The following is a 25,390-nucleotide window of genomic DNA, read 5'->3' as shown; positions in this document are numbered from 1 at the left end:
TGTGATGGGTCAGGGAAGGAAGCGGAGACGTCCGGCGGCCTCGAACTCCGTACGGAGCGCGTCCTTGTCGGCCGCGGTCATCAGGACGTACGACGGGGCGCCGCGACCTTCCCATCGGTAGACCGGGTCGGAGGTTCGCCAGCCCTCGAGCTGGATGGCCTTCTTCTGCAGCTTGTTGGAACCCGTCGTGGGCAGCGCGTGGGATACGCGCACGAACCGCGGAGCACCCTTGGTGCCGAGGTCGGCCTGGTCCGCCAGGAACCCCGGCAGGTCAAGCGACGAGAAGTCGACGCCGGGCGGGGTCTCGACGGCGGCCATCACCTGGTCGCCGGACCTCGGGTCCGGCACCGCGAAGGCGCTGGCCGCCACGATCGCGGGGTGACGCCGCAGAATCCGCTCGATCAGCAGGGCCGAGGTGTTCTCGCCGTCGACGCGGATCCAGTCGCCGGAGCGGCCGGCGAAGTGGAGGTAGCCCTCGGCGTCGCGGTAGCCGAAGTCCCCGGTCCAGTACCAGCCATGGCGCACCCGTTCGGCATCGGCTTCGGGGTTCTTCCAGTAGCCCTCGAACTTCGCCGCGCCCTCGGTGTCAACCAGCTCACCGATCGCCTCCTCGGCGTTGAGCACGCGGCCATGTTCGTCGAGTACGGCGTCCGGACAGGTGTCCCGGGTCAGAGGGTCGACGATGCGGACGCCGTCGTGGGCGGCGCGACCGAGCGCGGCCACCGGACCGTCCGGGGTCAGGGTGATCATGCCGGCGCCCTCGCTCGACCCGTAGGCCTCGTAGAGCTTCGCGCCGAAGCGGCGGGCGAACTCCACCTGGTCCTCGGGCGAGGCCTCGGTGCCGAAGCCATGGGTCAGCGTGCAGTCGGCGTCGTCGGGCCGTGGAGGCGTGAGCAGGAGGTAGCTGATGGCCTTGCCCACATAGGTGAAGTACGTCGCCCCGAAGCGTCGTACGTCGTTGATGAAGCGGGACGCGGAGAACCTCGGGGTCAAGGCCACGGTCGCTCCAGCCACCAACGACGGGGCCCACAGTCCCATCAGGGCGTTGCCGTGGAACAGCGGCATGCAGCAGTAGGCGACGTCGTGCCGTTGCACGTCGTACTTGGCGGAGTTCATCCGGCCAAGAGCCGTGAGGCGACCCTGGCTGCACCTGGCGGCCTTGGAGACGCCGGTGGTGCCGGAGGTGAACAGCAACAGCAGCTGGGTGGTCGCGTCGATCGAGGGGTCGCGGGTCGGTTCGCAGGCGTGCTTGGCCACCAGGTCCGCGTACGCCGGATCGTCGACCAGCAGGAACCGGTCCCGGGTCAGCCCGATGTCGAGCCCTTCGAGCAGGGCCAGGCCGGCGGAGTCGGTGATGAGGAGCTGCAGCTCGGTGTTGCGCACCTCTTCTTCGAGGTAGGCGCCGCTGCGCGTGGAGTTGATGCCGATGATAGAGGCGCCGGCCAGAGCTGCCCCGCCGAGCCAGAGGATGAACTCGGGCACGTTCTCCAGCAGGACACCGATGTGGAACGGGCCCTCGACGCGGAGTGCCCGGGCCAGCTCGGCACGGGCAGCGCCTTCGCGCACCACCTCGTCCCAGCTCCAGGAGCCGTCCTGGCTCACCAGGCCGAGGCGCTGGTCGCCGAGCCGCTCGAGCAGGAGGCCGGCAATAGTGTCACTCACGACGCGTAGCCCTCGGGTTTCCCCCAGGTCGCCGAGCGGGTCGTGCTGCGGTCGACCAGCACGCACCGGGTGCCGGTGAAGTTGGTGGGCATGCACTTGTTGCAGTGGATGCACAGCGACGGCGTGGCCGCGTCCTTCTGGATCCGGTTGATGAGGTCGGGCTCGCGCAGCAGGGCGCGGGCCATGGCGACGAACTCGAAGCCCTCGGCCATCGCCAGGTCCATGACCGGCTTGTCGGTGATGCCGCCGAGCAGGATCATCGGCAGCTTCACTGCCGCGCGGATCTGCCGGGCGTCCTGGAGCAGGTAGGCGTCGGTGTAGGGGTAGGTCTTCAGCTTCTTCTTGCCGACCAGCTTGACGCCCAGCTTGATCGGCTGCGGCATCACAGCGGCGAACTCCTTCAGCGGGGCATCGCCCTTGAAGAGGTACATCGGGTTCAGCAGCGACGAGCCTGCGGTCATCTCCAGGGCATCCAGTGAGCCGTCCGCCTCGAGCCACTGGGCGACCGGGATCGCCTCGTCCAGCCAGAAGCCGCCGGGCACGCCGTCGTCCATGTTCAGCTTCGCGATGATCGCGATCCGGTCACCCACGGCCTCGCGGACTGCGCGCATGATCTCGCGCGAGAAGCGGGCCCGGTTCGCCAGGCTGCCGCCGTACGCATCGGTGCGGTGGTTGATCTTCGGCGACAGGAACGAGCTGGCCAGGTAGTTGTGGCCGAGGTGCACCTCGACCGCGTCGAATCCGGCGTCGATCGCCCGCCTAGCCGCGTCGGCATGCGCGCGCGTGATCCGGTTCAGGTCGGCGACCGTCGCCTCCTGTGCCCAGCTCAGCGAGGTCGCGTGGAAGTGCCGCGTCGGGGCCAGCGCGGGCAGCCCGTTGCCCTTGGGGCTCGCGACCGGACCAGCGTGGCCGATCTGAGCCGACACCGCAGCGCCCTCGGCGTGCACCGCCTCGGTCAGCTTGCGCAGTCCGGGCATCGCCTCGTCGGTCCAGAGGATCTGGTGCCGGTCGGTCCGGCCCTCCCGCGCCACAGCGCAGTAGGCCACGGTGGTCATGCCGACCCCGCCGGCGGCGTACCCGACATGGAAGTCGATCAGGTCCTGGGTGACACGGGCCCGATGGCTCAGTCCCTCGTAGGTCGCCGCCTTGATGACGCGGTTTCGCAGGGTGAGGGGACCCAGCTTCGCGGGGGCCAGCACGTCACGAGATGTCATGCCTGCACGCTAGGAAGCCCAGGCCCTTTCGTGACGTGGGGGTCCCGTTCACCGGAAACCGGCCGTTCCTTCCACTCAGTGGGATGTGGGCGGAGCCCGGTGTGGAAGGGCTACGACGCTGTGATGACAGACACATCAGGTGAGCTCGGACCACCAGTGACCCCCAGTGGAGGAACAGTGAAGACACGCATTCCGACTCGTGCACGGTGGGCGGTGCTGATCTCGGCGGGCGCTCTCATCGTCACCGGCTGTGCGGACACCTCGGCGGACGACGGCGACAAGAAGGACGACGCTGCGAAGGTGGACTACTCCACCCGGCTGATCAACGTCAAGGAGGCTTCTGGCCAGCCCGCCCAGGGCGGCACACTCCGAGTGGCGGAGTATTCCGAGGCACGCACGCTCAACCCGACCCAGACCTTCCCGACCGGTGCGACCGGCGGCAACATCATGGCCGCGGTCTACGACACGCTGGTGCGCTACAACCACGAGACCGACGAGTTCGAGGGCCAGCTGGCCGAGTCGCTCGAGAGCGACGACCTGTCGACGTGGACCCTGAAGCTGCGCGAGGGCGTGAAGTTCCATGACGGTACGGCGCTCGACGCCGAGGCCGTGATCGGCAGCCTGCAGTACTACACCGCGTCGTACGGCATGAACGCCACGCTCCTCAAGCAGGAGATCACCTCCCTGACCGCCGTGGACGCCCAGACGGTGAAGATCGAGCTGGCCCACCCCTGGGCCAAGTTCCCGAACATGCTGGCCAGCGGCGCCGGGATGGTGCTCGCGCCCGCGGCGTACAAGAACCCCGCGACCTTCAAGCCGATCGGCGCCGGTCCGTTCACGTTCACCAGCTACGCGCCCGCCGAGAAGACCGTCGTCACCGCGAACCCCGAATACTGGGACGGCCGGCCGGCGCTCGACGCGATCGAGTTCGTCCTGCTCGGCACCGACTCAACCGCGTACGAGACCCTGCAGTCGGGCGGCGTCGACGTGGCGTTCTTGCGAGGCTCCGAGGTCGTCGACGACGTGATCAAGTCCGACACACCCGCGATGGTGAACCGGCAGTCAATGACGATCAACTTCTCGATCAACAACCGCGCAGGCTTCCCCGGCGAAGACAAGCGGGTCCGGCAGGCGATCGCGCTCGCGATCGACCCCGCGATCTACCTGCAGCGCACGGCCAACGGCGCCGGCGACCCCACCAAGCTGCTGATCAGCGAAGACTCCCCCTGGGCTCCCGGCGCCGAGCCGATGCCGACGGACACCGCGGCGGCGAAGAAACTGCTCGAGGAGGCCAAGGCCGACGGGTACGACGGGAAGATCAGCTTCCTCGCGCGCACCGACCAGGCGTCGCAGTCCGGGGCGCTGGCGGTGCAGGCGATGCTCGAGGCCGTGGGTTTCGAGGTGAAGCTCGACCTGGTCCAGAACGTCGCTGACCAGGTCCAGAAGATCTACATCGACCACACGTTCGACATCGCGGCCGTGGCGATGAGCATCCCCGATGAGGACGTCTTCACCCGCCTGGTCTCGTCGCTGGGCAGCACCTCCCCGACGAACACATCGGGCTACGCGAGCCCCGAGATGGACCAGCTCGCCCTGCAGCTCCAGGCCGTCGATGACCCGGCCGAAGCCAGGGAGGTCCTGACCAAGGTCGAGGCGCTGTGGGCCGAGGACGCCCCCGAGGTCGGCATCTCGTCGGGCGGCATGGCGAACGCCTGGAACGACGACGTCCACGGCCTCGAGCCGAGCGCGGAGTCGATGGTTCTCTTCGGTGACGCATGGATCGCCAAGTGATCTAGCAAGCCAACAGAGAAGCCCGGCCCCTCTCACGAGGGGCCGGGCTTGTTTGTGCGTCAAAGGCGCGCACGTCTGTCACTGCCGCCCGACCGAATCGCGGCACGAGCGGACGGAACCGGCGCTCGACGAGGGCGCTCGCCGCGAGCGCAGCAACAGAGCGACCGCGACATTGCTTGGCTCAGGGGATGTGCGGCAGCCGCCAGGTTTGGCCGGTGGCACTGTCGATGAGTGCGGCCCGGTCGACCCGGACTGTCAAAGGCAGGACGTCCGCGATCGCCTTCACGACGGTGGCCAGTTTGGCGCCCTGGGCTCGCGTGGCCACCGAGACGTGCGGCACCCACTTGCCCGCCTCGTAGTTGCGGTGCAGCTCCGCGCCGGTGGCCTCAAGGGCGGTGACGATGCGCCACTGGCGCAATGCCACATCGGCGCCAATTGCCGGCGCGAGCGCAACGCGGCCGCGCGGGAACGCGAGCGACCCGTGGAACGACATCAGGAAGGGCTCTGCAGGTGGGAGCGCGGCGAGCGCCTCCTGCACCCGCGCCAAGTCCCAGCTACGAAGCACCGCATAGGAAAGGTGCGGGTAGTGGCGGGCATGCGTGTGGGTTGCCAGCGTGGAGACTCCCGCGTCCTCGAGCCGCGACCACAACTCCCGCATCAGGAGGTCCGACCGGGCGTCGAAGAGTAGGCAAACCGCGAGCGCCACTCACCCAGCATCGTCCGTCCGCTGTATCTGAATCCAGCGGCGGGCCGTGCTGATTGCCGAAGCCGTCGCCTACCTGATCTCACCCGAGGCCGGTTCGTCAACGGCGTCGTCCTGTCGGCGGCACGAGCGGACGCTATGCCACCCGACCGAACTGCGGCAGATCCGGACGCGTCGCGAGTTCAGACCGTGCGGGTCCAGGGAGCCGCGGCCTCGAGCTGGCCGGCCAGGGCGAGCAGCAGCCCCTCCTGGCCGAGGTCGGCGGCGAACTGCACGCCGATCGGAAGGCCTTCGCTGTCGGCACTGAGCGGCACGGACATAGCCGGCATGCCGGTGGTGTTGAAGACGCTGGTCCACGCCGAGAACACACTGGCGTGCTCGTAGATCGACTCGGGCCGGGTGGTGTCGAGCAGCCCCAGGGGCGGCACCCGGCGGGCCAACGTCGGCGTCAGCAGGACGTCGTACTGGTCGAAGACGGCACCCACCTGCCAGCCGATGCGCTGGGCGGCGCTGAGCGCACGGGAAAGCTCCGTGGCGGGCAGGCAGCCGTAGTGGTCGAAGAGCACGCGGGTGAACGGCTCGAGGTCGTCCTCGCGAAGATCGCGGCCGAGCTCGGCCAGACGGTCCTGCACCGCAGTGGTGAAGGCGACACCCATCAGCGGCGCGGTCTCGGCCGCCACCGCACCCGGTGCCCATGGCGCCTCGACAGCGACGACGGTGTGGCCGAGCGATTCGCACAGGTGTGCCGCGTCCTCGACGGCGGCCACTACCTCCGGGTCCGTCTCGGGGCCGTCGGCGAACCCGGTCGTGAGCCCGATCCGCAGCGGCCGCGGCGGCTGCGAGACCAGGGCGGCGAACGGCTCGGCCGGAGCCGGTACGCCGATGACGGTACCGGCCAGGCGTGCGGAGCCGACGTCCAGCAGCAGCGCGCTGTCGCGGACCGTCGTCGTCAGCGCATGGTGCACCGAGGACGGCCCGCTGAGGGTGGAGGGCGCCGGCGCCGGGGTGACCCGGCCGCGACTGGGCTTGAGCCCGAAGAGACCGTTCATCGAGGCTGGGATCCGGATCGAGCCGCCGCCGTCACTCGCGTGCGCGACCGGCACCAGGCCGGCAGCGACCGCCGCGGCGGAACCGCCGCTCGACCCACCCGGCGAACGGGTGTGGTCCCGCGGGTTCCGGGTCGGCCCGTGCAGCTGCGGCTCGGTGCTGGCGTTCAGGCCGAACTCGGGACTGTTGGTGGTACCGAGGACGACCATGCCGGCCCGCTTGTAGCGCGCCACCAGCTCGGAGTCGCGGTCGGGCACGTGGTCGGCGAAGAGCCGACTGCCACGCGTACTGGGCAGCCCGGCGACGTCCATTCTCAGGTCCTTGACGAGCACCGGTACGCCGCGCAGCGGTCCGTCCGGGAGTCCCGCGTCGACCTCGGCCAGCGCTTCCTCGAACCGCGTCGCGATCACGGCGTTGAGGGTTGGGTTGTGCTTCTCGATCCGGGCGATCGCGTCCTCGACGGCCTCGCGGGGACTGATCTCGCCGTTGCGGATCAGCTCGGCGAGCGCGGTGGCGTCCGGCAGGCCCGGCAGCTCCGCCATCAGACGGCGACGTTGTGGCAGGCGATGAAGTGGCCTTCGCCGACGGGCCGCAGCTCGGGCTCCTCGGCAGCGCACTGGTCCGTGGCCAACGGGCAGCGGGTGCGGAACCGGCAGCCCGAGGGCGGGTTGAGCGGCGAGGGCAGCTCGGTGGACGCTGCCGACAGAGACACGTCCGCGGGCGCGATCTCCTCACCGCCGGGGATCGAGGCGATCAAGGTGCGGGTGTAGGGGTGCCTGGCCGCGGTCTGCAGGTTCGCCGACGGCAGCACCTCGCACGTCTTGCCGAGATAGAGCACCATCACCCGGTCGCTGATGTTCTTCACGACCGAGACGTCGTGGGCGATGAAGATCATGGAGAGGTCGTAGGTCTCCTTGGTCCTCTCGAGCAGGTTGAGGATCTGCGCCTGGACGGAGACGTCGAGCGCAGAGACCGGCTCGTCGCAGATCAGCACCTCGGGGTTCATCATCAGCGCTCGGGCGATGCACACCCGCTGGCACTGGCCACCGGACAGCTCGTGCGGGCGACGGTCCCAGACCACGTCCGGGTCCAGGCCGACGGCGACGAGCGTCTCGCGGATCGCCGCGTCCTTGTCGGCCCCGTCGAAGCCCCAGATCGCCAGCCCCTCGGCGACCAGGTCGCGCACCTTGCGCCGCGGGTTCAGCGAGGAGACCGGGTCCTGCATGATCATCTGCATCCGCGACCGGGCCCGGCGCAGGTCGCGGGTCTTCAGCCCGGTCAGCTCCGTGGTTCCCAGGCGCACCGAGCCGGACGTTGGCGGCGGCTCTTGCATGACCGCCCGGCCGGCGCTCGACTTGCCGCACCCGGACTCACCGAGGATGCCGAGGGTCTCTCCGGGCAGCAGGTCGATGTTTAGCCCGGACACGGCGTGTACAACCTGCTTGCGGCCGACCGGGAACTCCACCACCATCTGGTCGACCGAGAGCACCGGCCCGACGTCGGGGCGCATGTGCGCGGTTCCGCTTCCAGCCATGTCAGCTCACCTCCTGGTGGACAGGCAGCAGTGGGAAGTGGCAGGCGCCCACGTGGGTGGTGCCCTTGTCCGCCAGCTCCCGCAGCTCGGGCTGCTCCTCGTGGCACCGGTCGGTGGCGAAGCGGCACCGCGGCGCGAAGCTGCACCCGGTGGGCAGCGTCAGCATGTTCGGGGGCGCGCCCTCGATCGCCCGGAGCACCGTGTGCGGGGCGTCGCCGATCCGCGGGATCGAGGCGAGCAGCGCCTCGGCGTACGGGTGGACGGGATTCGCGAAGACCCGGGCGGTGTCCGACGTCTCGACGATGCGGCCGCCGTACATCACGGCGACGCGGTCGGTGCGGCCCTCGACGGCGCCGAGGTCGTGGCTGATCAGGATCGTCGCCATGTTGCGCTCGGAGGCGAGGGCGGCGAGCAGGTCGAGGATCTGCCGCTGCACGGTCACGTCGAGGGCCGTGGTCGGCTCGTCGGCGATCAGCAGCTTAGGGTCGCAGGCCAGCGCCATCGCGATCACGACGCGCTGGCGCATGCCCCCTGAGAGCTCGTGCGGGTACTGCGTCATACGCCGTGTCGGGTCCGGGATGAAGACCTGGCGGAGCAGGTCGATGGCCCGCTCGTAGGCGTCCTTGCGGCCGAGCCCGAGGTGCAGGCGCAGCGCTTCGGTGAGGTGAGTGCTGACCCGCTTGACCGGGTTGAGCGAGGTCATCGGATCCTGGAAGACCATCGCGACCTCCGGGCCCCAGAGCCGGCGGCGGGCCTTCTGCGTCAGCGCGTGGATGTCGTGGCCGCCGATGCGCACCGAGCCGGAGACCGACGTCGTCGCGTTGTCGGCGATCAGGCCCGTGATCGTGCGGCCGAGCACGGACTTGCCGGAGCCTGACTCACCCACGATGCCGAGGGTCTCCCCGGCCCGTAGCGACAGCGCGACGCCGTCGACCGCGCGCATTACGCCGCGGGGCGTGGTGAAGACGGTGTGGAGGTCGTTCACTTCGAGGATGTTCACAGCTTGGCACTCCTCGTGTCCCATCGCTTCTGGGCCTTCTCGCCCAGCAGGTTGAAGGAGAAGACGGTCAGGAACAGGAAGGCGCCGGGCACCAGCACGATGTGCGGGTAGTCCTCCATGGCGCCGCCCTCACCCTCCGCGATCATGTTCCCCCAGGTGGGGTCGGGCTGCTGGATGCCCAGGCCGAGGAAGCTCAGCGACGCCTCGGCCACGATCAGCGCGGAGATCATCACGATGGCCATCGAGACGACCGGCAGGATCACGTTCGGCACCAGCTCGCGGAGCATCACCCGGAAGCGGCTCGCGCCCATCAGGCGAGCCGCCATCACGAACTCCCGCTGAGCGAAGGCGATGGTGTTGGCGCGGGCCAGCCGGACCATGCTGGGGATCGTCAGCAGGGACAGGGCCAGTGCCATGTTGCGCAGGCTCGGGTCCAGGACCGTGCTCAGCGCGATCAGCAGGATCAGCGGCGGCACGGCGAGCAGCGCGTTGGTGAAGACGCCGACGACGCTGTCCACGCCGTGCCGGAAGTAGCCGGCGACGACGCCGATCGAGCCGCCGACGAGCGTGCCGATGGTGACAGCCATCAGCGAGATCATCAGCGAGGTCCGTGCCCCGTGCAGCGACCTCGACAGCAGGTCCAGGCCCTGGCTGCTGGTGCCGAGCGGGTGATCGGTCAGCAGCCGGGGCGCCATGTTGGCGGGCTCCAGCAGGGTCGTCGCCACGTCGCTGTGCTCGCCGAGCGGGAGCAGCGGAGCCAGCAGCGCGAGCAGGATCAGTCCGACCAGCCAGACCACGCTCACGATGAAGATGAGGTCGGTACGCCGCCCACGGAGCGCCTGCAGGACCCGCGAGACCCCCTGGTGGACCAGCACGAGACCGGCGAGGACCAGCGCCGCCTTGCCAGCCAGCACCAGCAGCGACGTGCTCCAGCCGAAGACGGCGAGGCCGAGGCCGGCCGTCGCCAGGACCGCCCCGATCACGAGGTCCCGGGTGCGGTGCGGAGTACGGGTCCCCCGCTTCTCACTAGGCATGAACACGGCGGGTCCTCGGGTCGAGGTATCCATACGAGAGATCGATACCGGCGTTGACGACGACGTAGACAAGGGCGATGACGAGCACCGCGCCCTGCACCAGCGGGAAGTCGCCCTGGCCGGAGGCGGTGACGATCATCGAGCCCATGCCGGGGAGGGCGAAGAGGTACTCCACGATCACGGTGCTGCCGACCAGCCGCCCCAGGCTGATGCCCATCAGGGTCACCAGCGAGAACGACGAGGGCCGCAGCGCGTCGGTGACCAGGATCCGCCAGGGCGGCATGCCCTTGGCCCGGGCCGCGAGGATGTAGTCCTCCTTGAGCGTCACGATCAGGTCGTTGCGCAGGATCCGGGTGAACAGCGCCAGCTCCATCAGCGCGATCACGATCGCGGGGAGCAGGGCGTGGTGCAAGTTGCCGACAGGGTCCTCGCCGATCCGCACCCACTGGGCACGCGGGAACCACCCGAGCCCGTTGGCGAAGATCATGATGAGCAGCAGCCCGGCGAGGAACGAGGGCACCGAGAGGGTCGCGAACATCCCGGCGCTGATCATCCGGTCGACGGCACCGCCGGCGTGAGCGGCCGACCACATGGCCAGCGGGACAGCCAGGACCAGCGCGATCAGCAGGCCCATCACGGCGAGCTGGACGCTGACCGGGAGCGCCCCGAGGATGCGGTCGGATACGTCGGACTGCGGCGGTACGAGCGAGCGCCCGAGGTCACCGGTGGCCGCCGAGGACAGCCAGTCCCAGTACCTGATGAGCAGCGGGTCGTTGAGTCCGAGCTCGTGTCGGAGAGCCTCGTACTCGGCGGGCGGGTGGCCCTCGCCGAGGATGGCCACCGCCGGGTCGCCGGGCATCAGGGTGACGAGCATGAAGACGCCGAAGCTCACGATGAACAGCACGCCCAGCAGCTCTCCGGCGCGCCACGCGATCCTTCGCATCAGCTGACGTCCCTTCGGTTGAGTCGTTCTCGTCCTGACGGAATAAGGAAGGCTAGGTCGAGTGACCGCCACCACAACGGAGGCGATCCCACTGACCGGAACCTCAGCAGGCGTCGCTGGCACATCTGAGCCCACGCTCCGGCCAACGGGGCCCATCAGCCGAAGAACGCCTGACCACCGTCGAGCGGGATCGTGGCGCCGGTGAGGTAGCTGAGGTCGGGTCCGACGAGCGCGACCACGGCGCGCCCGATGTCCGCCTCCGCGTCTCCGACCCGGCGCATCGGAATGCTCGCGACAAACGCCGCCGCCTCTTCGGGCCGGGCCTTCGCCCAGCCGGCGAGCGCGGGCGTCATCGCGTGCGGGGCGATCGAGTTGGCGCGGATCCCGTCGGGTGCCCACTCGACGGCGACGGTACGGGTCAGCGACCGCAGCGCGCTCTTCGCAGCCGCGTAGGCGCCGTACGTCGTCGGGTCCCAGCGCACCATCGCGGAGGTGACCAGGTTGACGATCGACCCGCCGCCCTTCAGGTGCGGGTGGCACGCCTTCATCAGGGCGAACGCCGCGAACGGCGCCGACTCGAACCCCTTCCGGAAGTCGGCGTCGCTCATGGTGAGCAGCGGCCCCAACGCACCGGCGTACGCGTTGTTGACCAGGATGTCGAGGCGCCCGAAGTCGGCGACCACCGCTTCGACCAGGCCCGGCAGCGCCGCGGTGTCAGTGACATCGCACGCGTACGCCGTCGCGCGGACGCCGCGCGACCGCAACGCCGCACAAGTCGACTCCAGCTTCGCCAGCGTCCGGCCGACCACGGCCACGTCGACACCCTCAGCAGCCAGCGCCAGCGCAATGCCCTCACCCACGCCCTGTCCGGCACCGGTCACCAGCGCGACCATGCCCTGCAAAGAATTCATCTGGCCATGATCAGAGTTCGGATCGGGAGAGCGCGGCTTGGTCCCGGTCAGCGGAAGTCGTCCCCATCCGACGCACACTTGAGGCGAGAGTTGGTCGAGAATCGACCCAGGAGGATCTGCATCATGACAACCGGCCAGATGACGGATAGCACGGATCCCCGCGCGATGGCGCGGGCCGTGAAGGAGCAGCTCACCGGTCCCGGCGGCCCGTTCGAGCTGGCCGAGGACGACGTCCTGGGTTCGAAGCTCCCGGTCTTCACCCACCGGCGCCGGGCCATGCACGAGCTTCTGGCCGAGTCCGTCCAGCACGGCGACCGCGACTACATCGTGACCGCCGACTCGCGGCTCACCTTCGGCGAGCACGCCGCGCAGGTGGCATCACTGGCCCGCGCACTTCGTGAGGAGTACGGCGTGCAGCCGGGCGACCGGGTCGCCATCGCGGCCGCGAACTCCCCGGAGTGGATCGTCACGTTCTGGGCGACCGTCTCGATCGGCGCGATCTCCGTCGGCTACAACGCCTGGTGGTCCGCCCGTGAACTGGCCTACGGCCTCCAGCACGCCACCCCGACGCTGGTCGTCGCCGACGCCAAGCGCGCGGCCCAGCTCGAGGGCAGCGGCGTACGGGTGCTCACGATCGAGGGCGACATCCCTCGCCTCGCCGGCCTCCACCCGGACGGGCCGCTGCCCACCAGCGACGTCGCGGAGGACGACCCGGCCGTCATCCTCTACACCTCCGGCACCTCTGGCCGACCCAAGGGCGCCACGCACTCGCACAGGAACCTGCTGTCGGTGGCCGAGTACCACCGGATGAACGACGCGCTCGCCGCCGCGTTCGGCGACCCGACCGACCCCCGCGACCGCACCTACCTGCTCGTGCTCCCCCTCTTCCACATCGCGAGTCTGCACAACCTCGCCGTCCCGCGGCTGGCCAACGGCAGCAAGATCGCGCTGCACACCGGCGCGTTCGACGTCGACGGGGTCCTTCGGCTGATCCAGGACGAGCGGGTCACCAACTGGGGCGCCGTGCCGACGATGGCCAACCGGCTGCTCGCCCACGGCGACCTGTCGTCGTACGACCTGTCGTCGCTGACCGCGTTCTCGCTCGCCTCGGCCCCATCCTCTACCGCCTTCCAGGAGCGGCTCCGCAACGGACTGCCGTTTGCGACGAATGCCCTCGTCGACAGCTACGGCCTCACGGAGTCGTCCACTGCCGTCTCGGTGGCCACGACAGCGGACCTGAAGGAGGATCCGGGCACGCTGGGCTACCCGATCGTGGGCGTCCAGCTGGAGGTCCGCGACGCGATGGACCGGCCGGTCCCAGACGGCGTCGAGGGCGAGATCTGCGTCCGCAGCGCCTACACAATGCTGGGCTACTGGAACGACCCCGCGGCGACCGCCGGCGCGATCGGCGACGACCGCTGGCTGCACACCGGTGACCTCGGCATCGTCCGCGAGGGCCGCGTCCGGCTCAGCAGCCGGCGCTCGGACCTGATCATCCGTGGCGGCGAGAACGTCTACCCCGCCGAGGTCGAGGGCGTGCTGATGGAGCACCCGATGGTCCGCGAGTGCGTCGTCCTCGGCGTACCCCACGAGGACCTGGGCCAGGAGGTGGCCGCGGTGGTCGTCACCGAGGCGCCGCTGGACGCCGAGCAGCTGGGCGGCTTCGTCGGCGAGCGGCTCGGCCACTTCAAGGTGCCGACGCAGTGGCGCTTCACCGACCGCCCGCTCCCTCGCAACGCCACCGGCAAGGTCATCCGGCGTGAGGTCGCTGTCTGATTGCTCCACTGAGTGGGACTGGAACGGGCGCCACCACGCCCGAAGCGGTTCGTTGTGACCTGACTCACAACAAACCGCTCGGCGCAACTCTGCGTCGTACCGAAAGGACACCCATGGGCATCCGTAGAACCCCGACCCGGCTGGCCGCCGTCGCCGCCGGAGCACTGCTGGCGACCAGCGCGACGATGCCGGCCGACGCCGATCCCCTCGAGCGCATCACCGGCTCCGTAACCTCTGCGCCGGACGGCAGCTACACCATCGACTGGACGAGCAGCCGGCCCGGCGTCAGCTACGTGTATGCCTCGCCGGACCCGCGCGACCCTTCAAGCAGTGGGCACCTGGTTGCGACCACGACTGCCACCGAGGCCACGGTGTCCGGCCTCGCCAACTCCGAGCGGTGGTACTTCGAGGTGAGCCGGCAGCGCTCCGCACACGCCCGCGGCGCGCTGCTCGCCGAACGGGAGGTGGTGCTGGACGGTACGACGAACACGCGGGACATCGGCGGGTACCGCACCGAGCAGAACCGACTGGTGAGGTGGGGCGTCGTCTACCGCTCGGACGGGATGGGACATGCGTCGGATCCGGACATCGGCAGACTCGCGGCCCTCGACCTCGACGCCAATGTGGACTTCCGGTCCGTTCCCGAGACCACCTCGGAGGGCGCCAACCGGCTGCCCGACGGGGTCGAGCCGGTGCATCGACCCATCTTGGACCCGAACTTGGTCGGGATGGGCGACGCGATCAGGACAGCGATCTACACCGGTGACCAGACCGCCCTCCAGGAGATGCTCGGAGACGGCCGCGGCAAGGCGCTGATGGTCTCCTTCTTCGAGCAGATGGCAACGCTGCCCGAGGCGAAGGCGGCGTTCTCCGACGTGCTGCACCGCATCGCGGCCGGGGAAACCGTCCTCTTCAACTGCTCGGGGGGCAAGGACCGCACCGGCGTGATGTCGAGCATCATCCTCGCCCTGCTCGGCGTACCCGAGGACACCATCATGGAGGACTTCCTGCTCTCCAACACCTACCGGGCCGCAGCCAACGCGCGCACCTACGCCACCCTCGACCGGTTCGGGATCGACCGGTCTCTGCTGCAGCCGATGCTCGAGCAGTCTCCTGAGTACCTGCAGGCGTTCCACGCCGCCGTCGAGGCGGAGTACGGCGACTTCCGCAGCTACCTGCGTGACGGCCTCAGGATCGACCAGCACACGATCGCGAAGATCCGCCAGCGCCTGCTCACGAACTGAGGAAAGCCTTGGAGCCGGTCCCGCCGTGAGGCACACGGGGCGGGACCGGCTTCGTGGTCGTCGGGGCCTGAGCGGCCATGGCACGCACATCGCTGCGTTGTCGTCGGGTCGCGGCGGCCCGGGTCCCAAATTGGCCGCTGCGAGCGGCCACGCGCCGTGAGGGCGCGGCGCTGGACCGCGACATCTTCGACGCAGTCGTCGCCGCAGCTCGCGAGTTCCACGACTTCGGCTGAGTGAATTCAGCGGGTCGCCTTGGGCTGAGGGCCTATGTACAGACTTACGTGGTTGCGGTGGCCTTATAGTTGCGTGACTACTCAATGCGCGCTTTTGTCTTGCGGTCCGCTGTGGTCAACGGTCTGTGGTGACGGCCCGCGTGTTGATTGCAGTGCATGCGGGTTATGTTCTGCGGTGGAATCGGATATCTCCGTCAGGCATTCTTTCGGTGGAATAGCGCGGGTCGTGGGCTCGGTGGTGATGATGTGAGCAGAGCAGTACGCCGTCGGCGAGATTGGTCTTTCCACTTTTCGACCATGGCTGCCAATGATGGGCCTCACACCACTGTGCCGGGATCGTGCACCCGTCGCCGCGGCACCGCTGGTCGCGGAGTCGGAGGGCTTTGCGCTGGGCTGGTGAGAAGTGCCTCCTGGTGCGGCCGAGGTCCAAGATCTCGGACTTCCCGCCGAGCACGGCGGGCAGGATGCCGGCGGCACAAGCCAGTCTGCGGGCCTGGGCGGCGGTGATCTTGGCGTCGGTGCCGACCACACTCGCGGTGGCCAGGTCCTTGGTGAGCGCGTCGTGGTTGATGGCGACGATGACGGTGGTGGCGTCGCCGCCGTGCATGGGGAGCTTGGTGGGGTCGAGGTGTTCCAGCAGCGTGCAGAAGGCCTGGCCCCGTGCGCGGTGTTGTGGGGCCACGATGTCGGTGGCTTGCTGGCGCGGCGAGGTGAAGGCGTCGAGGTAGGTGGCCAGCCGGACCGCGGTCGCGTCGGGCAACAGCCCGCTGAGGCGCGTGGTGCCGTCGCCGCGCCTGGCCAGGGTGAGGCTCGCGGTCTCCCAGGCCCGTTCTTCCTCACGCGCGAGTTGTTTGGCTTCCTCGGCCTCGCCGACGTCGGGTGCGATCACGTCGAGGATCCGGCGACCGAGGATCTTCAGCTGGGCCGGCCGGTGGTGGGCGGCCGCCTCCACCAGGTGCACTTCGGCCTGGACCAGCAACTCCGCGTCCAGATCGTCGGGCAGTTCGTCCAGTGCGCGGGCGATCACTCGGGCCTGGTCCAGGTTCACCGCACCGGCGGAGACGCTGTCGGCGAGCCGTGTCCATCGGGTGTCGAGGGCAGCGGCGAGGTGGAGTTCGGCGCGACACGACTTCGGGCTCGCGTGGGTCTGGTGCGCGAGCCACGCAGCCACGTCACGCGCGCCGATCTCCTCCGCGACGTCGTCTGCGGTCGCCATGATCTGCAGCCGCAACGCGGTCAGCTTGGTCTCTGCCCGAGCGAGCCTGACCAGCGCCTCGGCCTTCTCCGGCGTCCTCATGAACGCGGGCTCGACCCCGGTGATCTCCTGCAAGGCAGCATCGATAGTGGCGGCACAGGCAAGCACCGGATGTGGTGAATTGACGAGCATTCTCCCGGCACCTCCCCCGTGGCGCATCGATGAGCTGGAATACCCTCCATCGTACATACGTTCGAGAGCTAGTCAAAGGAAATCCGTCGCCTGTGGATAACCGCAACCAACTGAAAGTTGACCACAAACAACCGTGAGCCGGCAGCGGGCCGCAACCAAGTCACCGGACCACAGCAGACGGTAACCACGTAATTCGCTAACCGAAGCCCCAGCCCGAAACAACGGCGACGTATTCAGCCGCAGTAGGTCGGCCACTCCAGCGCGAACCGGAGATGATTCGCGAAGGCCACTGCATCGTGGGCGGCGCCCTGGTCAGCGTGCAGTACGAGTTCAGCCCCGGCTTCCGCAGCAGTGAGCCGGAGCTGGACCTGTGCGAGGAGCTCGGCCTGGCGTTTCTGCCGTGGGCTCCGTCGGCGGGATGCGGCGCGCCGCTGAGCATCATCCCGATCCCGGGCGCCAGCCGGCCGGAGTCGGCGGCGGCCTTGTCAGTCGACGGGCCACCGGCCCACCTTCGTCCTCCGCCTTGCGCTGAACGCACCCTGACCACTCAGACCCTCGAATAGCTTCCGGGCGTGACCACTACCTCGGCCGGGGCAGGTGCTTGTTGATGAACAGTCCGTCGGCGGACACGCAGACCTCGCCGCCGGCGGAGATCGTGCCGACCGTGCGGATCTTCCGGCCGTCGACCGACTCCTGACGGGCGGTCACGGTCAGCTCCTCGAAGAGCGGCGTGGGCCGGTGGTAGCGCAGGGTGAGCGTGCCGGTCATGCCGGACTCCCCCGCCCAGTGGTTCGCGACGCCGAGCGTGTGGTCGAGGACCAGCGCCGAGATGCCGCCATGCACGCATCCGGGCGGTCCCTGGTAGGCCATGCCCAGTGTCACTCGGCCCTCGATCGAGCCGTCGTCCTGCCCGGCCAGGTGCAGCGGCGGGGCGATGGCGTTCTCCGGCCCGGTCACTGGATCGTGGCGGGACACGCCCTCACCGGCCCACATGTCGACCATCCGCTCGTGCACGCTCGGGGCGTGGGCCTCGAGGTGGTCGGCGACGGCGTTGAGCCGGTCGGCGACCTCGCTCATCTCGGCAGCGCTGTTGTCACCGGCGTGCAGCAGCGTCTCGATGACCCGGCGCGCCGCGGCGACGGCGGCGTCGACGCCCTTGTTGTTCGGGGTGGCGGTGAGCTCGAGGGTCATGGGGTGACCTCCGCGTAGGCGTGGCTGAGCACCGGCGCGCCGTCGCGCTCGGGACAGGTGGCGGCCAGGGTGAGCAGGTTCCCGTCACGCCAGACCGACGTACGGATCGTCTCTCCCGGGAACAGCGTCCCCGCGAAACGGACGGACAGCGTGGTCAGGCGGGCGGCGTCCCCGTCCAGGAGACCGTCGACCAAGGCCTTCGCCACGATGCCGTACGACGCCAGTCCGTGCAGGATGGGCCGGTCGAAGCCGACCTTCTTCGCGAACGCGGGATCAGCGTGCAGCGGGTTGAGGTCGCCGTTGAGCCGGTAGAGCAGCGCCTGCCCGGCGTACGTCGGTGAGTCGAGCACGTGGTCGGGGGTGCGGCCCGGGAGCACCGCGACCTCCTCAGGCCCAGGCTGGCCGCCGAAGCCGCCGGCACCACGTGCCCAGATCTGCATCCTGGAGGTCCAGAGAGAGGTCCGGCTCTCGAGCACGATCACGGCTGCCTTGCCCTTGTCCCAGACCTCGGCGATGCGGGTCTCGACGATCGTGCTGCCGGTGGTCGGCAGCGGCCCGTGCACCGTGAGCGACTGGCCCGCGTGCAGGATCGTGGCGAGGTCGATGCCGAGCGCCGCCAGGTCCAGCGCCGGCTCGGCGTCGTCGCCGGCCGACAGGCCCTGGCCGGCGACCATGGCGAACGTCGGCAGCACCTGCAGGCCACGCTCGTAGACGTAGCTGAGGTCGTCGGCCCCGAGCGACAGCTGGTAGAGGAGTACGTCGCGAGTCGTCCAGCTGATCTCGCGCCGCGTCGGCTCGAGGGCCAGCAGCTTGTCCGGATCAATCACGGGGCAGCCCCAGGATCCGCTCGCCGATGATGTTGAGCTGTACGTCGGTCGTGCCACCGGCGATGGACAGGCATCGGCTGTTGAGGAACCACCAGGTGGCGGTCTTCTCCTCCGGCTCGGTGACGAGGGCGTCCGGGCCCTGCCACTCCATGCAGGTCTCCCAGACCTGCTGGATGTTCTCCACGCCGACCAGCTTGGCGATGCTGGACTCGGCGCCGGGCTGCTGACCGGCCAGAGACCGGATGGTCTGACGCAGGCCGAGCAGGCCACCGGACTGGGCGTCGCAGAGGATCTGCCCCAACCGGGCGAGCTGCTCACCGTCGGTCGGGTCGACGAGCTGCAACAGCTTCTCCCCCGAGCCGATCGCGGAGTCGTGCGAGAGGGCGACGCGCTCGTTGGCGAGCGTCGTCCGGGCCAGCTTCCAGCCGTCGCCCGGTTGGCCGACCAGCATCGCGTCGGGGATGAACACCTCATCGAGGAAGACCTCGTTGAAGTGGGCGTCGCCGTTCAGCGAGCGCAGGGGGCGGATGTCGATCCCGGGTGTGCCCATGTCGAGCACGAAGTAGGAGATGCCCTGGTGCTTGGGCACGTCGGCGTCGGTCCGGGCGAGGAGCACGCCGAAGTGGGCCTCGCGGGCACCGGAGGTCCACACCTTCTGGCCGTTGACCCGCCAGCCGCCGTCGACCTTCTCGGCCCGGGTGCTGAGGGCGGCCAGGTCGGACCCGGCGCCGGGTTCGCTGAACAGCTGGCACCACACGAGCTCGCCGCTGAGGCTCGCAGGCAGCAGCTCCTCCTGCTGCTCATCGCTGCCGTGCTCGATCAACGTGGGCACGACCCAGTTGCCGATCACCATGTCGACGGGATGGAGGCCCGCGGCGCGCAGCTCCTCGGCGATGACGAGCTGGGTCACCGCGTCGGCGTCCTTGCCCCACGGTGACGGCAGGTGCGGCGAGGTGTAGCCGCGCGCGGCGAGCCAGGCCTGCGGCTCGTCAGCGGCTGCCGCCGTGACCAGTTCGGCGCGGATGTTCGCGCGGATCTCGTCCGCCTCCGTCGGCAGGTCGACCGCCAGCGTACGGCGTGCGCCGTCGAGGCTGAGCCGGGCAACCCGCTGCTGCCAGTGGCTGGTCGAGCCGAGCAGGAGGCGCAGGGTGTGAGCGCGCCGGAGGTAGAGGCTGGCGTCGTGCTCCCAGGTGAAGCCGATGCCGCCGAGGGTGTTGATGCAGTCCTTGGCGGTGCTGAAGCCGGCGTCGACCGAGACCGCCGCAGCGACCGCGGCGGCAAGCGTGGCCTCCGGTCCATGCGCGCGGGCTGCGTCCCAGGCGCAGGCGCGGGCCTGCTCGGTGCGGGCCAGCATCCGGGCACAGCGGTGCTTGACGCCCTGGAACTGCCCGATCGGGCGGCCGAACTGCTGACGCACCTTGGCGTAGTCGGCCGCGGTCCGGGTGCTCCACTCCGCCAGGCCGGACGCCTCGGCGGCGAACAGGACGGCGGCGAGGTCGTAGGGCAGCTGGGCGTCGATGCTCAGCGGTGTCGAACGTCCGGTGATCTCAATCGACGCGAGGCGGCGGGTCAGGTCGTAGCTGTCGAGCGGGGTGACGGTGACGGCGTCGCGGTCGGCCAGCACCCAGCCGCCGTTGACGGGCAACACGAACAGGTCGGCCGCCTGACCGCCGAGCACCGGGCTTCCTGCGCCGAAGCCGACGGCCGCAGTCGTCGTACCGTCAGCCAGGCAGGGCAGGAACTCGTGGCGGCCGGCCGCGTCGAGGATCGCGCTCGCCAGCACCGTCGGCAGGAACGGACCCGGGGCAATCGCGCGGCCGAGCTCCTCGACCACGACGGCGAGCTCGAGCAGGCCGGCACCGGAGCCGCCGTGCTCCTCGGGCAGGTGCAGGCCGAGCAGGCCCTGGTCGGCAAGCGCCGACCAGAACGGCGGCAGCTCCTCCGACTTGGCGTCGACCGCATCGCGGACGACGGTCGCGGTCACGTGGCGCGTGGTGAACGCCCGGACCGCGTCGCGCAGGTCGAGGTGTTCCTGGTCGAGGCCGAGGGTCATCTCAGATCCGTTCGATGATCGTCGCGGTCGCGTGCGCACCACCCGCGCACATGGTGACCAACGCGGTGGAGGAGTCGGTTCGCTCCAGCTCGTTCACAGCCTGGGTGATCAGCCGCGCGCCGGTCGAGCCGACCGCATGGCCGAGCGCGATGGCGCCACCATTGACGTTGACCTTGTCCATGTCCGCGTCATGCACCTGCGCCCAGCTGAGGACCACCGAGGCGAACGCCTCGTTGATCTCGACCAGGTCGATGTCTCCGAGCTTCATGCCCGACTGCTCGAGCACGTGTGCGGTCGCGTCGACCGGTCCGTCGAGGTGGAAATAGGGGTCCGAGCCGACCAGGCCACTGGCCACGATCCGGGCGCGGGGGGTGAGCCCCTCGGCCGCGGCCCGCTCCCGGCCCATGAGGAGTACGGCGGCCGCACCGTCGCTGATCTGCGAGGAGTTGCCGGCAGTGTGGATGCCGTCGGGGACGACCGGCTTGAGCCCGGCGAGGGCCTCGGCCGTGGTGTCGCGCAGACCCTGGTCCCGGGTCACGTCACCCACGGGGATGATCTGGGAGTCGAAGCGCCCCTCGGCCCAGGCGCGCGCGGCGTTCTGCTGCGAGCGCAGGCCCAGGTCGTCGGCCATCTCGCGGGTGATCCCCCGCTTCAGGGCGATCCGCTCGGCAGCGGTGAACTGGTCGGGCAGGTCGATCGACCACGAGTCCGGGATCGGCATGCCGCCGGCAGCCAGCGCGAAGCCGAGCGGCACCCGGCTCATCGCCTCGACGCCGCAGGCGATGCCGGCATCGATCGCACCACTGGCGATCAGCCCGGCAACCACGTGCACCGCCTGCTGCGAGGACCCGCAGGCGCAGTCGATCGAGGTACAGGCCGTGGTCCAGGGCAGACCCGCGTGCAGCCAGGCGTTGCGGGCGACATTGTTGGACTGCTCGCCCGCCTGCGTCACGCAGCCGCCGACGACCTGGCGGACGACCGCGGGATCGACGCCCGAACGGTCGAGCAGACCCTTCTGGGCGACGCCGAGGAGCTCGGCCGGGTGCAGGTGGGACAGCACGCCGTTGCGGCGACCGACAGGGGTGCGCGCGGCGTCGACGATGACAGCTTCAGGGTTCACGTCCGCAGGCTGACATTCAGGACGGGCGTCCGGCGGAACAAGTCCCACTCAGCGGGGTGACCCCCGCACGCAAGGCGCCCTCGCTTCTACCTTCACCACCATGAGCACAACGAACCTTGCCGGAAAGACCGCCATCGTCACCGGGGCCGGCTCCGGCCTCGGCCGCGCCGAAGCCCTCGCCCTCGCGGAGGCCGGCGCCAACGTGGTCGTCAACGACATCGGTGCGGCCGCCGACACCGTTGTCGCCGAGATCCGGGCCCTCGGCCCCGGCGCCGTGGCCGTCAAGGGAGACGTGGGCGACTGGTCCCTGTCGGACCAGATGGTCGCGGCCGCCGTCGACACCTTCGGCTCCCTCGACGTCGTGGTGAACAACGCGGGCGTCCTGCGCGACACGATGATCTTCAACCTCACCGAGAAGGACTGGGACGACGTCATCCGCGTCCACCTCAAGGGACACGCCTCCCTGTCCCGAGCCGCCGCCGCGCACTGGCGCGCGGCGAGCAAGGCCGCCGGAGGCCCGATCTACGGCCGGCTGATCAACACCTCCTCCGAGGCGTTCCTGTTCGGCTCGGCTGGCCAGCCCAACTACTCGGCGGCCAAGGCCGGCATCACCGCGCTGACGCTGTCCGCCAGCCAGGGCCTGAGCAGGTACGGCGTCACCGCCAACGTCATCTGCCCACGCGCGCGCACCAGCATGACCGCCCACGTGTTCGCCGAGGACTCCCGCCAGGACCAGCTCGACATCCTTGCCCCCGAGCGGATCGGCACCTTCGTGTCCTACCTCGCCTCGCCCGCCTCGGCGGACGTCAACGGCCAGGTCTTCGTTGTGTACGGCGACATGGTCGGGCTGATGGACTCCCCCAAGGTGGAGCAGAAGTTCTCCGCCGCGAACGGCACCTTCTCCGTCGAGGAGCTCGACGCCCAGCTGTCGCCGTACTTCACCGGACGGTCGCAGTGGCAGAGCTACGCGGCGTACAGCGTCGCGGAGCTCGACACCACCGGCATCCAGAACATCGCCAATTAACCGGACACAGTCGGTACCCACGCCAGTGCCCAACGGGCTCCCACGGACTACCGTCGTTCCATGCGCAAGCCGAAGTCCCCTCAGGAGAAGAAGGCTCTGAGCCTTGAGAAGGATCGGCGCAACGCCTACGGCGCGAACGACAAGGCGTCACGCAAGGGGATCCCGCGCGCGAAGGCGTTCGTGAACCGAGCCAATCGCCGAGCAGACACCGTCGCGCTGACAGAAGCAACCGGTATCCCTGACGAAGCGATTGACACCGCGGCCGAGGACGCGGTGGAAGGCCGACGTCGGAAGGTCTGGCGCAAGTGGCCTGACGAGCCGCTGGGCAAGAAGTTGGCCAGGCGCGAGGGCACGGCGGAGCCTCCTACATTCGATCCATCCGCACGAGACTGGCACTGATTCGCGGCTCGAGCCGGGCCGCGGTCCGCGGCATAGAGTGCGCATGCTCAGTAAGGGTGCGTGGCCGTTCGGCCACGCACCCTTTCAGAGCTTGACGACCTTCGCGGTCGGGATCGGGTGCGAGTCCGCCTTGATCCAGCGCATCGCCCACGTCCCCTCCGCATGCGAATCCGTGTTGATCCAGTTGCCGTAGCCCGGATCCTTGGTCGCCACCACGATCGTGAGGGTGCCGTCGTCGTTCAGTTTGGCGGTGTGGTTGTTGATGTAGATGTTCGTCCGCTTGAAGTCGAGCGACTCCACCCAGAAGTTCTGCAGCACGAAGTTGAAGTACTCGCAGTCCGGGACTTCGGTCTCGATCACCCACGCCTCGTCCTCGGCGAGCTTCCAGTAGCCGTGCAGGTAGAAGATCGTCGGATCGCCGCCGGCGTCCTGGAAGAAGTCCTGCCCCCACTCGACGATCTCGTTGGCATGCGGCATGAACTTGCGGGACCACTCGAGGAAGGTCGTCGACATGCCCCGCACGATCTCGACCGCCTTCGTGAGGCGCTCGCCCAGCTCCTCCGGGCTCAGCGGCTCGAACTCCCCGTCCGGGTCCAGGCACTCGATGGTCAGGTCGCCGACGACCTCGTTGCGCCGGTCCCGGTGGGTCTGCCGGACCGAGATGAGGTTGCTCTCCGGTGCCAGCGGCAGCCAGGCACCTTCCGCGGGCCTCTCCACGCTCGCGATGAACTCGTAGCGGCCGTTCTCGTCGACCTCGACGTCGTGGATGTGCAGGTCGCCGGTCTGCAGCATCGTGCCGTCGATGTGGTAGCGGTTGATGCGTGAACCGAAGGTGATCAGCGGCACCGTGCCCCGAGTCCCGCTGATCCGGTAGGTGTACTTGCCGGAGATGTTGGCGCGGATGTAGACGTTGTCCGGGTTGTCGGCACCGATCTTCGTCGACATGTTGGGGTTCGGCGCCGACGTGAAGCTCGGCCACCGTGGGTCGGTGTACTCAACGGCGTTGATCGTGGCGTACCTGAGCAGCCGACTCAGGTAGCGGACGCCCTCGGCCTGGGTCAGCGGATCCTGAGGGACGATGTCGTCCTCAAGAATCTTCCCGACGTCGAGCAGGTCTGCGCAGAACTTCTCCCAGACGGCGTTCATGCGTGAATCCCTTCGCTGAAGCGTCGGTCTACTTCCTCGGCGGTGATGCCGAAATCCTCGAGCGCGTACTTGTGGTCCGGCTTGCGATGCGAGTCCAGGCTCTGGCGGTGCGACTCGTCGACCGCTCGACGCGCCTCGGCGGTGAACGGCAGCTCGAACGCCGTGTAGATGCTCTCCACCGCAGCCAGTGGATCCGCGACGAAGTCTCGGTAGTCGACGTCGACGAACTGCCGTGGGTCGTAGCGGCGGCGTGCCTCACGGAACTCCGCCGCGCCCCGGGACCACAGGTCGAGCTGGGTACGACCGATGGCCTCCCGGTCGAAGGCCTCCGACATGTCGTGCTTTCCCTGCTCGCACAGGCTGAAGGTCGACGCCATCGACGTCCGTGGGTCGCGATGTGTCCATACGATCAGCGCGTCCGGGTAGACGTTCATCAGTGCGTCGATCGCGAAGACGTGGCTGGGGCTCTTGAGCACCCAGCGCTTGTCAGCGTCGTTCGAACCGATCAGCTGAAGGTTCTTCTTGTGCCGGGCGTACGCGCCGCCCCAGTCCGCGCCGGCCAGCCACGTCGAGTACGACGGCACGTACGAGATGCACTCGAAGGACAACGACATCAAGGACTGCTGAAGCAGCTGCCAGCACTCCTCGACCTCTCCGGCATCCATGAAGTGAACCTTCATCAGGTCGGGCTCGTTGACCTGACGGGCCGCGAAGAACGCCTGCGAACGCTGGAAGTCAGGATTCGCCGGCCAGTCGTCGCGCGCCGGACGTGGCTGCGGCGCCTCAGCGAGCCACGTCTCGATCCCCTGGTGGCTCGGGTCCGCGGACAGCAGGCGATGCAGTGCGGTGCTGCCGGTGCGGGTGAGCCCGCAGACGAAGATCGGGCGTTCGATGGAGACGGACTCGTGCTCGGGGTGGCGTGCGAAGGCCGCCTCGCTGATCGCCCTGGCACCCAGCGCCTTCCGCATCAGGGTGCGAGCGATCTTTCGACCTTGCGGAGTGAGTCTCGCCTCGCGGTCGAACGAGGAGATCAACACCTCGAGGCCTTCGCGGAAGTCGTCGTCGCCGAAGTCGGTGAGTCCGGTCGCCTCGGTTGCGAGAGTGACAATCTCGTCGACGGTGCCGACGGACTCCAGGTCCTGCGTAGTCAT

The 25,390-nt window shown here is 69.2% G+C and carries 23 protein-coding genes; 7 read left to right on the top strand and 16 right to left on the bottom strand.

Annotated elements, in window-relative coordinates:
• Positions 1-9: 9 nt before the first annotated feature.
• Entirely contained in the window at positions 10-1,662 is a 1,653-nt protein-coding gene (gene casI, locus DDV73_RS20945; RefSeq protein ID WP_109509195.1) for a steroid-22-oyl-CoA synthetase, read from the bottom strand.
• Positions 1,659-2,876: an NADH:flavin oxidoreductase gene (locus DDV73_RS20940; RefSeq protein WP_109509380.1), complete on the bottom strand. Its 1,218-nt coding sequence runs from the start codon at positions 2,874-2,876 to the stop codon at positions 1,659-1,661. The genes casI and DDV73_RS20940 overlap by 4 nt, the downstream gene beginning before the upstream one ends.
• A 177-nt stretch (positions 2,877-3,053) precedes the next feature.
• Between DDV73_RS20940 and DDV73_RS20935 the strand changes: the two genes are divergently transcribed.
• The gene (locus DDV73_RS20935; RefSeq protein WP_161962486.1) at positions 3,054-4,667 is read left to right on the top strand and encodes an ABC transporter substrate-binding protein; all 1,614 of its coding nucleotides are present in this window, start codon (positions 3,054-3,056) and stop codon (positions 4,665-4,667) included.
• 181 nt (positions 4,668-4,848) lie between these two features.
• Here DDV73_RS20935 and DDV73_RS20930 read toward each other — a convergent pair whose 3' ends face one another.
• The 7 genes from DDV73_RS20930 to DDV73_RS20900 all read right to left on the bottom strand — a co-directional run bounded on the left by DDV73_RS20930 (position 4,849) and on the right by DDV73_RS20900 (position 11,839).
• Entirely contained in the window at positions 4,849-5,373 is a 525-nt protein-coding gene (locus DDV73_RS20930; protein ID WP_109509193.1) for a 2'-5' RNA ligase family protein, read from the bottom strand.
• A gap of 179 nt (positions 5,374-5,552) precedes the next feature.
• Positions 5,553-6,959: an amidase gene (locus DDV73_RS20925; protein ID WP_109509192.1), complete on the bottom strand. Its 1,407-nt coding sequence runs from the start codon at positions 6,957-6,959 to the stop codon at positions 5,553-5,555.
• Positions 6,959-7,951 (bottom strand): ABC transporter ATP-binding protein, encoded by a 993-nt coding sequence (locus tag DDV73_RS20920; RefSeq protein ID WP_109509191.1) that lies wholly within the window; start codon positions 7,949-7,951, stop codon positions 6,959-6,961. Before DDV73_RS20920 ends, DDV73_RS20925 begins: the two co-directional genes overlap by 1 nt.
• 1 nt (position 7,952) lies before the next feature.
• The gene (locus tag DDV73_RS20915) at positions 7,953-8,951 is read right to left on the bottom strand and encodes an ABC transporter ATP-binding protein (RefSeq protein WP_206051002.1); all 999 of its coding nucleotides are present in this window, start codon (positions 8,949-8,951) and stop codon (positions 7,953-7,955) included.
• Positions 8,948-9,985 (bottom strand): ABC transporter permease, encoded by a 1,038-nt coding sequence (locus DDV73_RS20910; protein WP_206051001.1) that lies wholly within the window; start codon positions 9,983-9,985, stop codon positions 8,948-8,950. The genes DDV73_RS20915 and DDV73_RS20910 overlap by 4 nt, the downstream gene beginning before the upstream one ends.
• Positions 9,978-10,928, bottom strand: a complete 951-nt coding sequence (locus DDV73_RS20905; RefSeq protein WP_109509188.1) for an ABC transporter permease — start codon at positions 10,926-10,928, stop codon at positions 9,978-9,980. Before DDV73_RS20905 ends, DDV73_RS20910 begins: the two co-directional genes overlap by 8 nt.
• Positions 10,929-11,083: 155 nt before the next feature.
• Complete coding sequence (locus DDV73_RS20900) at positions 11,084-11,839, bottom strand: SDR family NAD(P)-dependent oxidoreductase (protein WP_109509187.1); 756 nt, start codon at positions 11,837-11,839, stop codon at positions 11,084-11,086.
• A gap of 123 nt (positions 11,840-11,962) precedes the next feature.
• On the opposite strand from DDV73_RS20900, the gene casG reads away from it, so the two are divergent.
• From casG to DDV73_RS28875, 3 genes are all read left to right on the top strand, one after another.
• Positions 11,963-13,615, top strand: coding sequence for a steroid-24-oyl-CoA synthetase (gene casG, locus DDV73_RS20895; RefSeq protein WP_206051000.1), 1,653 nt, complete (start codon positions 11,963-11,965; stop codon positions 13,613-13,615).
• Positions 13,616-13,728: 113 nt separating this feature from the next.
• The gene (locus DDV73_RS20890; protein WP_109509186.1) at positions 13,729-14,859 is read left to right on the top strand and encodes a tyrosine-protein phosphatase; all 1,131 of its coding nucleotides are present in this window, start codon (positions 13,729-13,731) and stop codon (positions 14,857-14,859) included.
• Positions 14,860-14,936: 77 nt separating this feature from the next.
• Positions 14,937-15,092 carry a hypothetical protein gene (locus tag DDV73_RS28875; protein WP_206050999.1) on the top strand — a complete coding sequence of 52 codons (156 nt, stop codon included), beginning with the start codon at positions 14,937-14,939 and terminating at the stop codon, positions 15,090-15,092.
• A gap of 163 nt (positions 15,093-15,255) precedes the next feature.
• Here the strand turns inward: DDV73_RS28875 and DDV73_RS20880 are convergent, their stop codons facing one another.
• Positions 15,256-16,479, bottom strand: a complete 1,224-nt coding sequence (locus DDV73_RS20880; protein ID WP_109509185.1) for an HNH endonuclease signature motif containing protein — start codon at positions 16,477-16,479, stop codon at positions 15,256-15,258.
• Positions 16,480-16,751: 272 nt separating this feature from the next.
• Between DDV73_RS20880 and DDV73_RS29620 the strand changes: the two genes are divergently transcribed.
• The gene (locus tag DDV73_RS29620; RefSeq protein WP_206050998.1) at positions 16,752-17,042 is read left to right on the top strand and encodes an aldo-keto reductase family protein; all 291 of its coding nucleotides are present in this window, start codon (positions 16,752-16,754) and stop codon (positions 17,040-17,042) included.
• 16 nt (positions 17,043-17,058) lie between these two features.
• Here the strand turns inward: DDV73_RS29620 and DDV73_RS20870 are convergent, their stop codons facing one another.
• From DDV73_RS20870 to DDV73_RS20855, 4 genes are read right to left on the bottom strand one after another with little or no spacing between them, the layout of a single operon-like run.
• Entirely contained in the window at positions 17,059-17,670 is a 612-nt protein-coding gene (locus DDV73_RS20870) for a PaaI family thioesterase (RefSeq protein WP_109509184.1), read from the bottom strand.
• Complete coding sequence (locus DDV73_RS28490; RefSeq protein ID WP_170126042.1) at positions 17,667-18,497, bottom strand: MaoC/PaaZ C-terminal domain-containing protein; 831 nt, start codon at positions 18,495-18,497, stop codon at positions 17,667-17,669. The genes DDV73_RS20870 and DDV73_RS28490 overlap by 4 nt, the downstream gene beginning before the upstream one ends.
• On the bottom strand, positions 18,490-20,550 hold the full coding sequence (locus tag DDV73_RS20860; protein ID WP_109509183.1) for an acyl-CoA dehydrogenase family protein: 2,061 nt from the start codon (positions 20,548-20,550) through the stop codon (positions 18,490-18,492). The genes DDV73_RS28490 and DDV73_RS20860 overlap by 8 nt, the downstream gene beginning before the upstream one ends.
• Before the next feature lies 1 nt (position 20,551).
• Entirely contained in the window at positions 20,552-21,670 is a 1,119-nt protein-coding gene (locus DDV73_RS20855; protein ID WP_109509182.1) for a steroid 3-ketoacyl-CoA thiolase, read from the bottom strand.
• Between the two features lie 100 nt (positions 21,671-21,770).
• On the opposite strand from DDV73_RS20855, the gene DDV73_RS20850 reads away from it, so the two are divergent.
• Entirely contained in the window at positions 21,771-22,694 is a 924-nt protein-coding gene (locus DDV73_RS20850; protein ID WP_109509181.1) for a 3-oxoacyl-ACP reductase, read from the top strand.
• A 60-nt stretch (positions 22,695-22,754) separates the two neighbouring features.
• Positions 22,755-23,093, top strand: coding sequence for a hypothetical protein (locus tag DDV73_RS20845; protein WP_109509180.1), 339 nt, complete (start codon positions 22,755-22,757; stop codon positions 23,091-23,093).
• Between the two features lie 84 nt (positions 23,094-23,177).
• On the opposite strand, the gene DDV73_RS20840 is transcribed toward DDV73_RS20845, so the two are convergent.
• Both DDV73_RS20840 and DDV73_RS20835 read right to left on the bottom strand, forming a co-directional pair.
• Entirely contained in the window at positions 23,178-24,239 is a 1,062-nt protein-coding gene (locus DDV73_RS20840) for a DUF1214 domain-containing protein (RefSeq protein ID WP_109509179.1), read from the bottom strand.
• Positions 24,236-25,390 (bottom strand): sulfotransferase family protein, encoded by a 1,155-nt coding sequence (locus DDV73_RS20835; protein ID WP_109509178.1) that lies wholly within the window; start codon positions 25,388-25,390, stop codon positions 24,236-24,238. The genes DDV73_RS20840 and DDV73_RS20835 overlap by 4 nt, the downstream gene beginning before the upstream one ends.

This window comes from Nocardioides speluncae, from assembly GCF_003121585.1.
In the GTDB taxonomy this organism is placed as follows: Bacteria; Actinomycetota; Actinomycetes; order Propionibacteriales; family Nocardioidaceae; genus Nocardioides; species Nocardioides speluncae.
The sequence above is the reverse complement of the archived record's forward strand: the minus strand, read 5'-3'. Positions and strand labels throughout refer to the sequence as shown.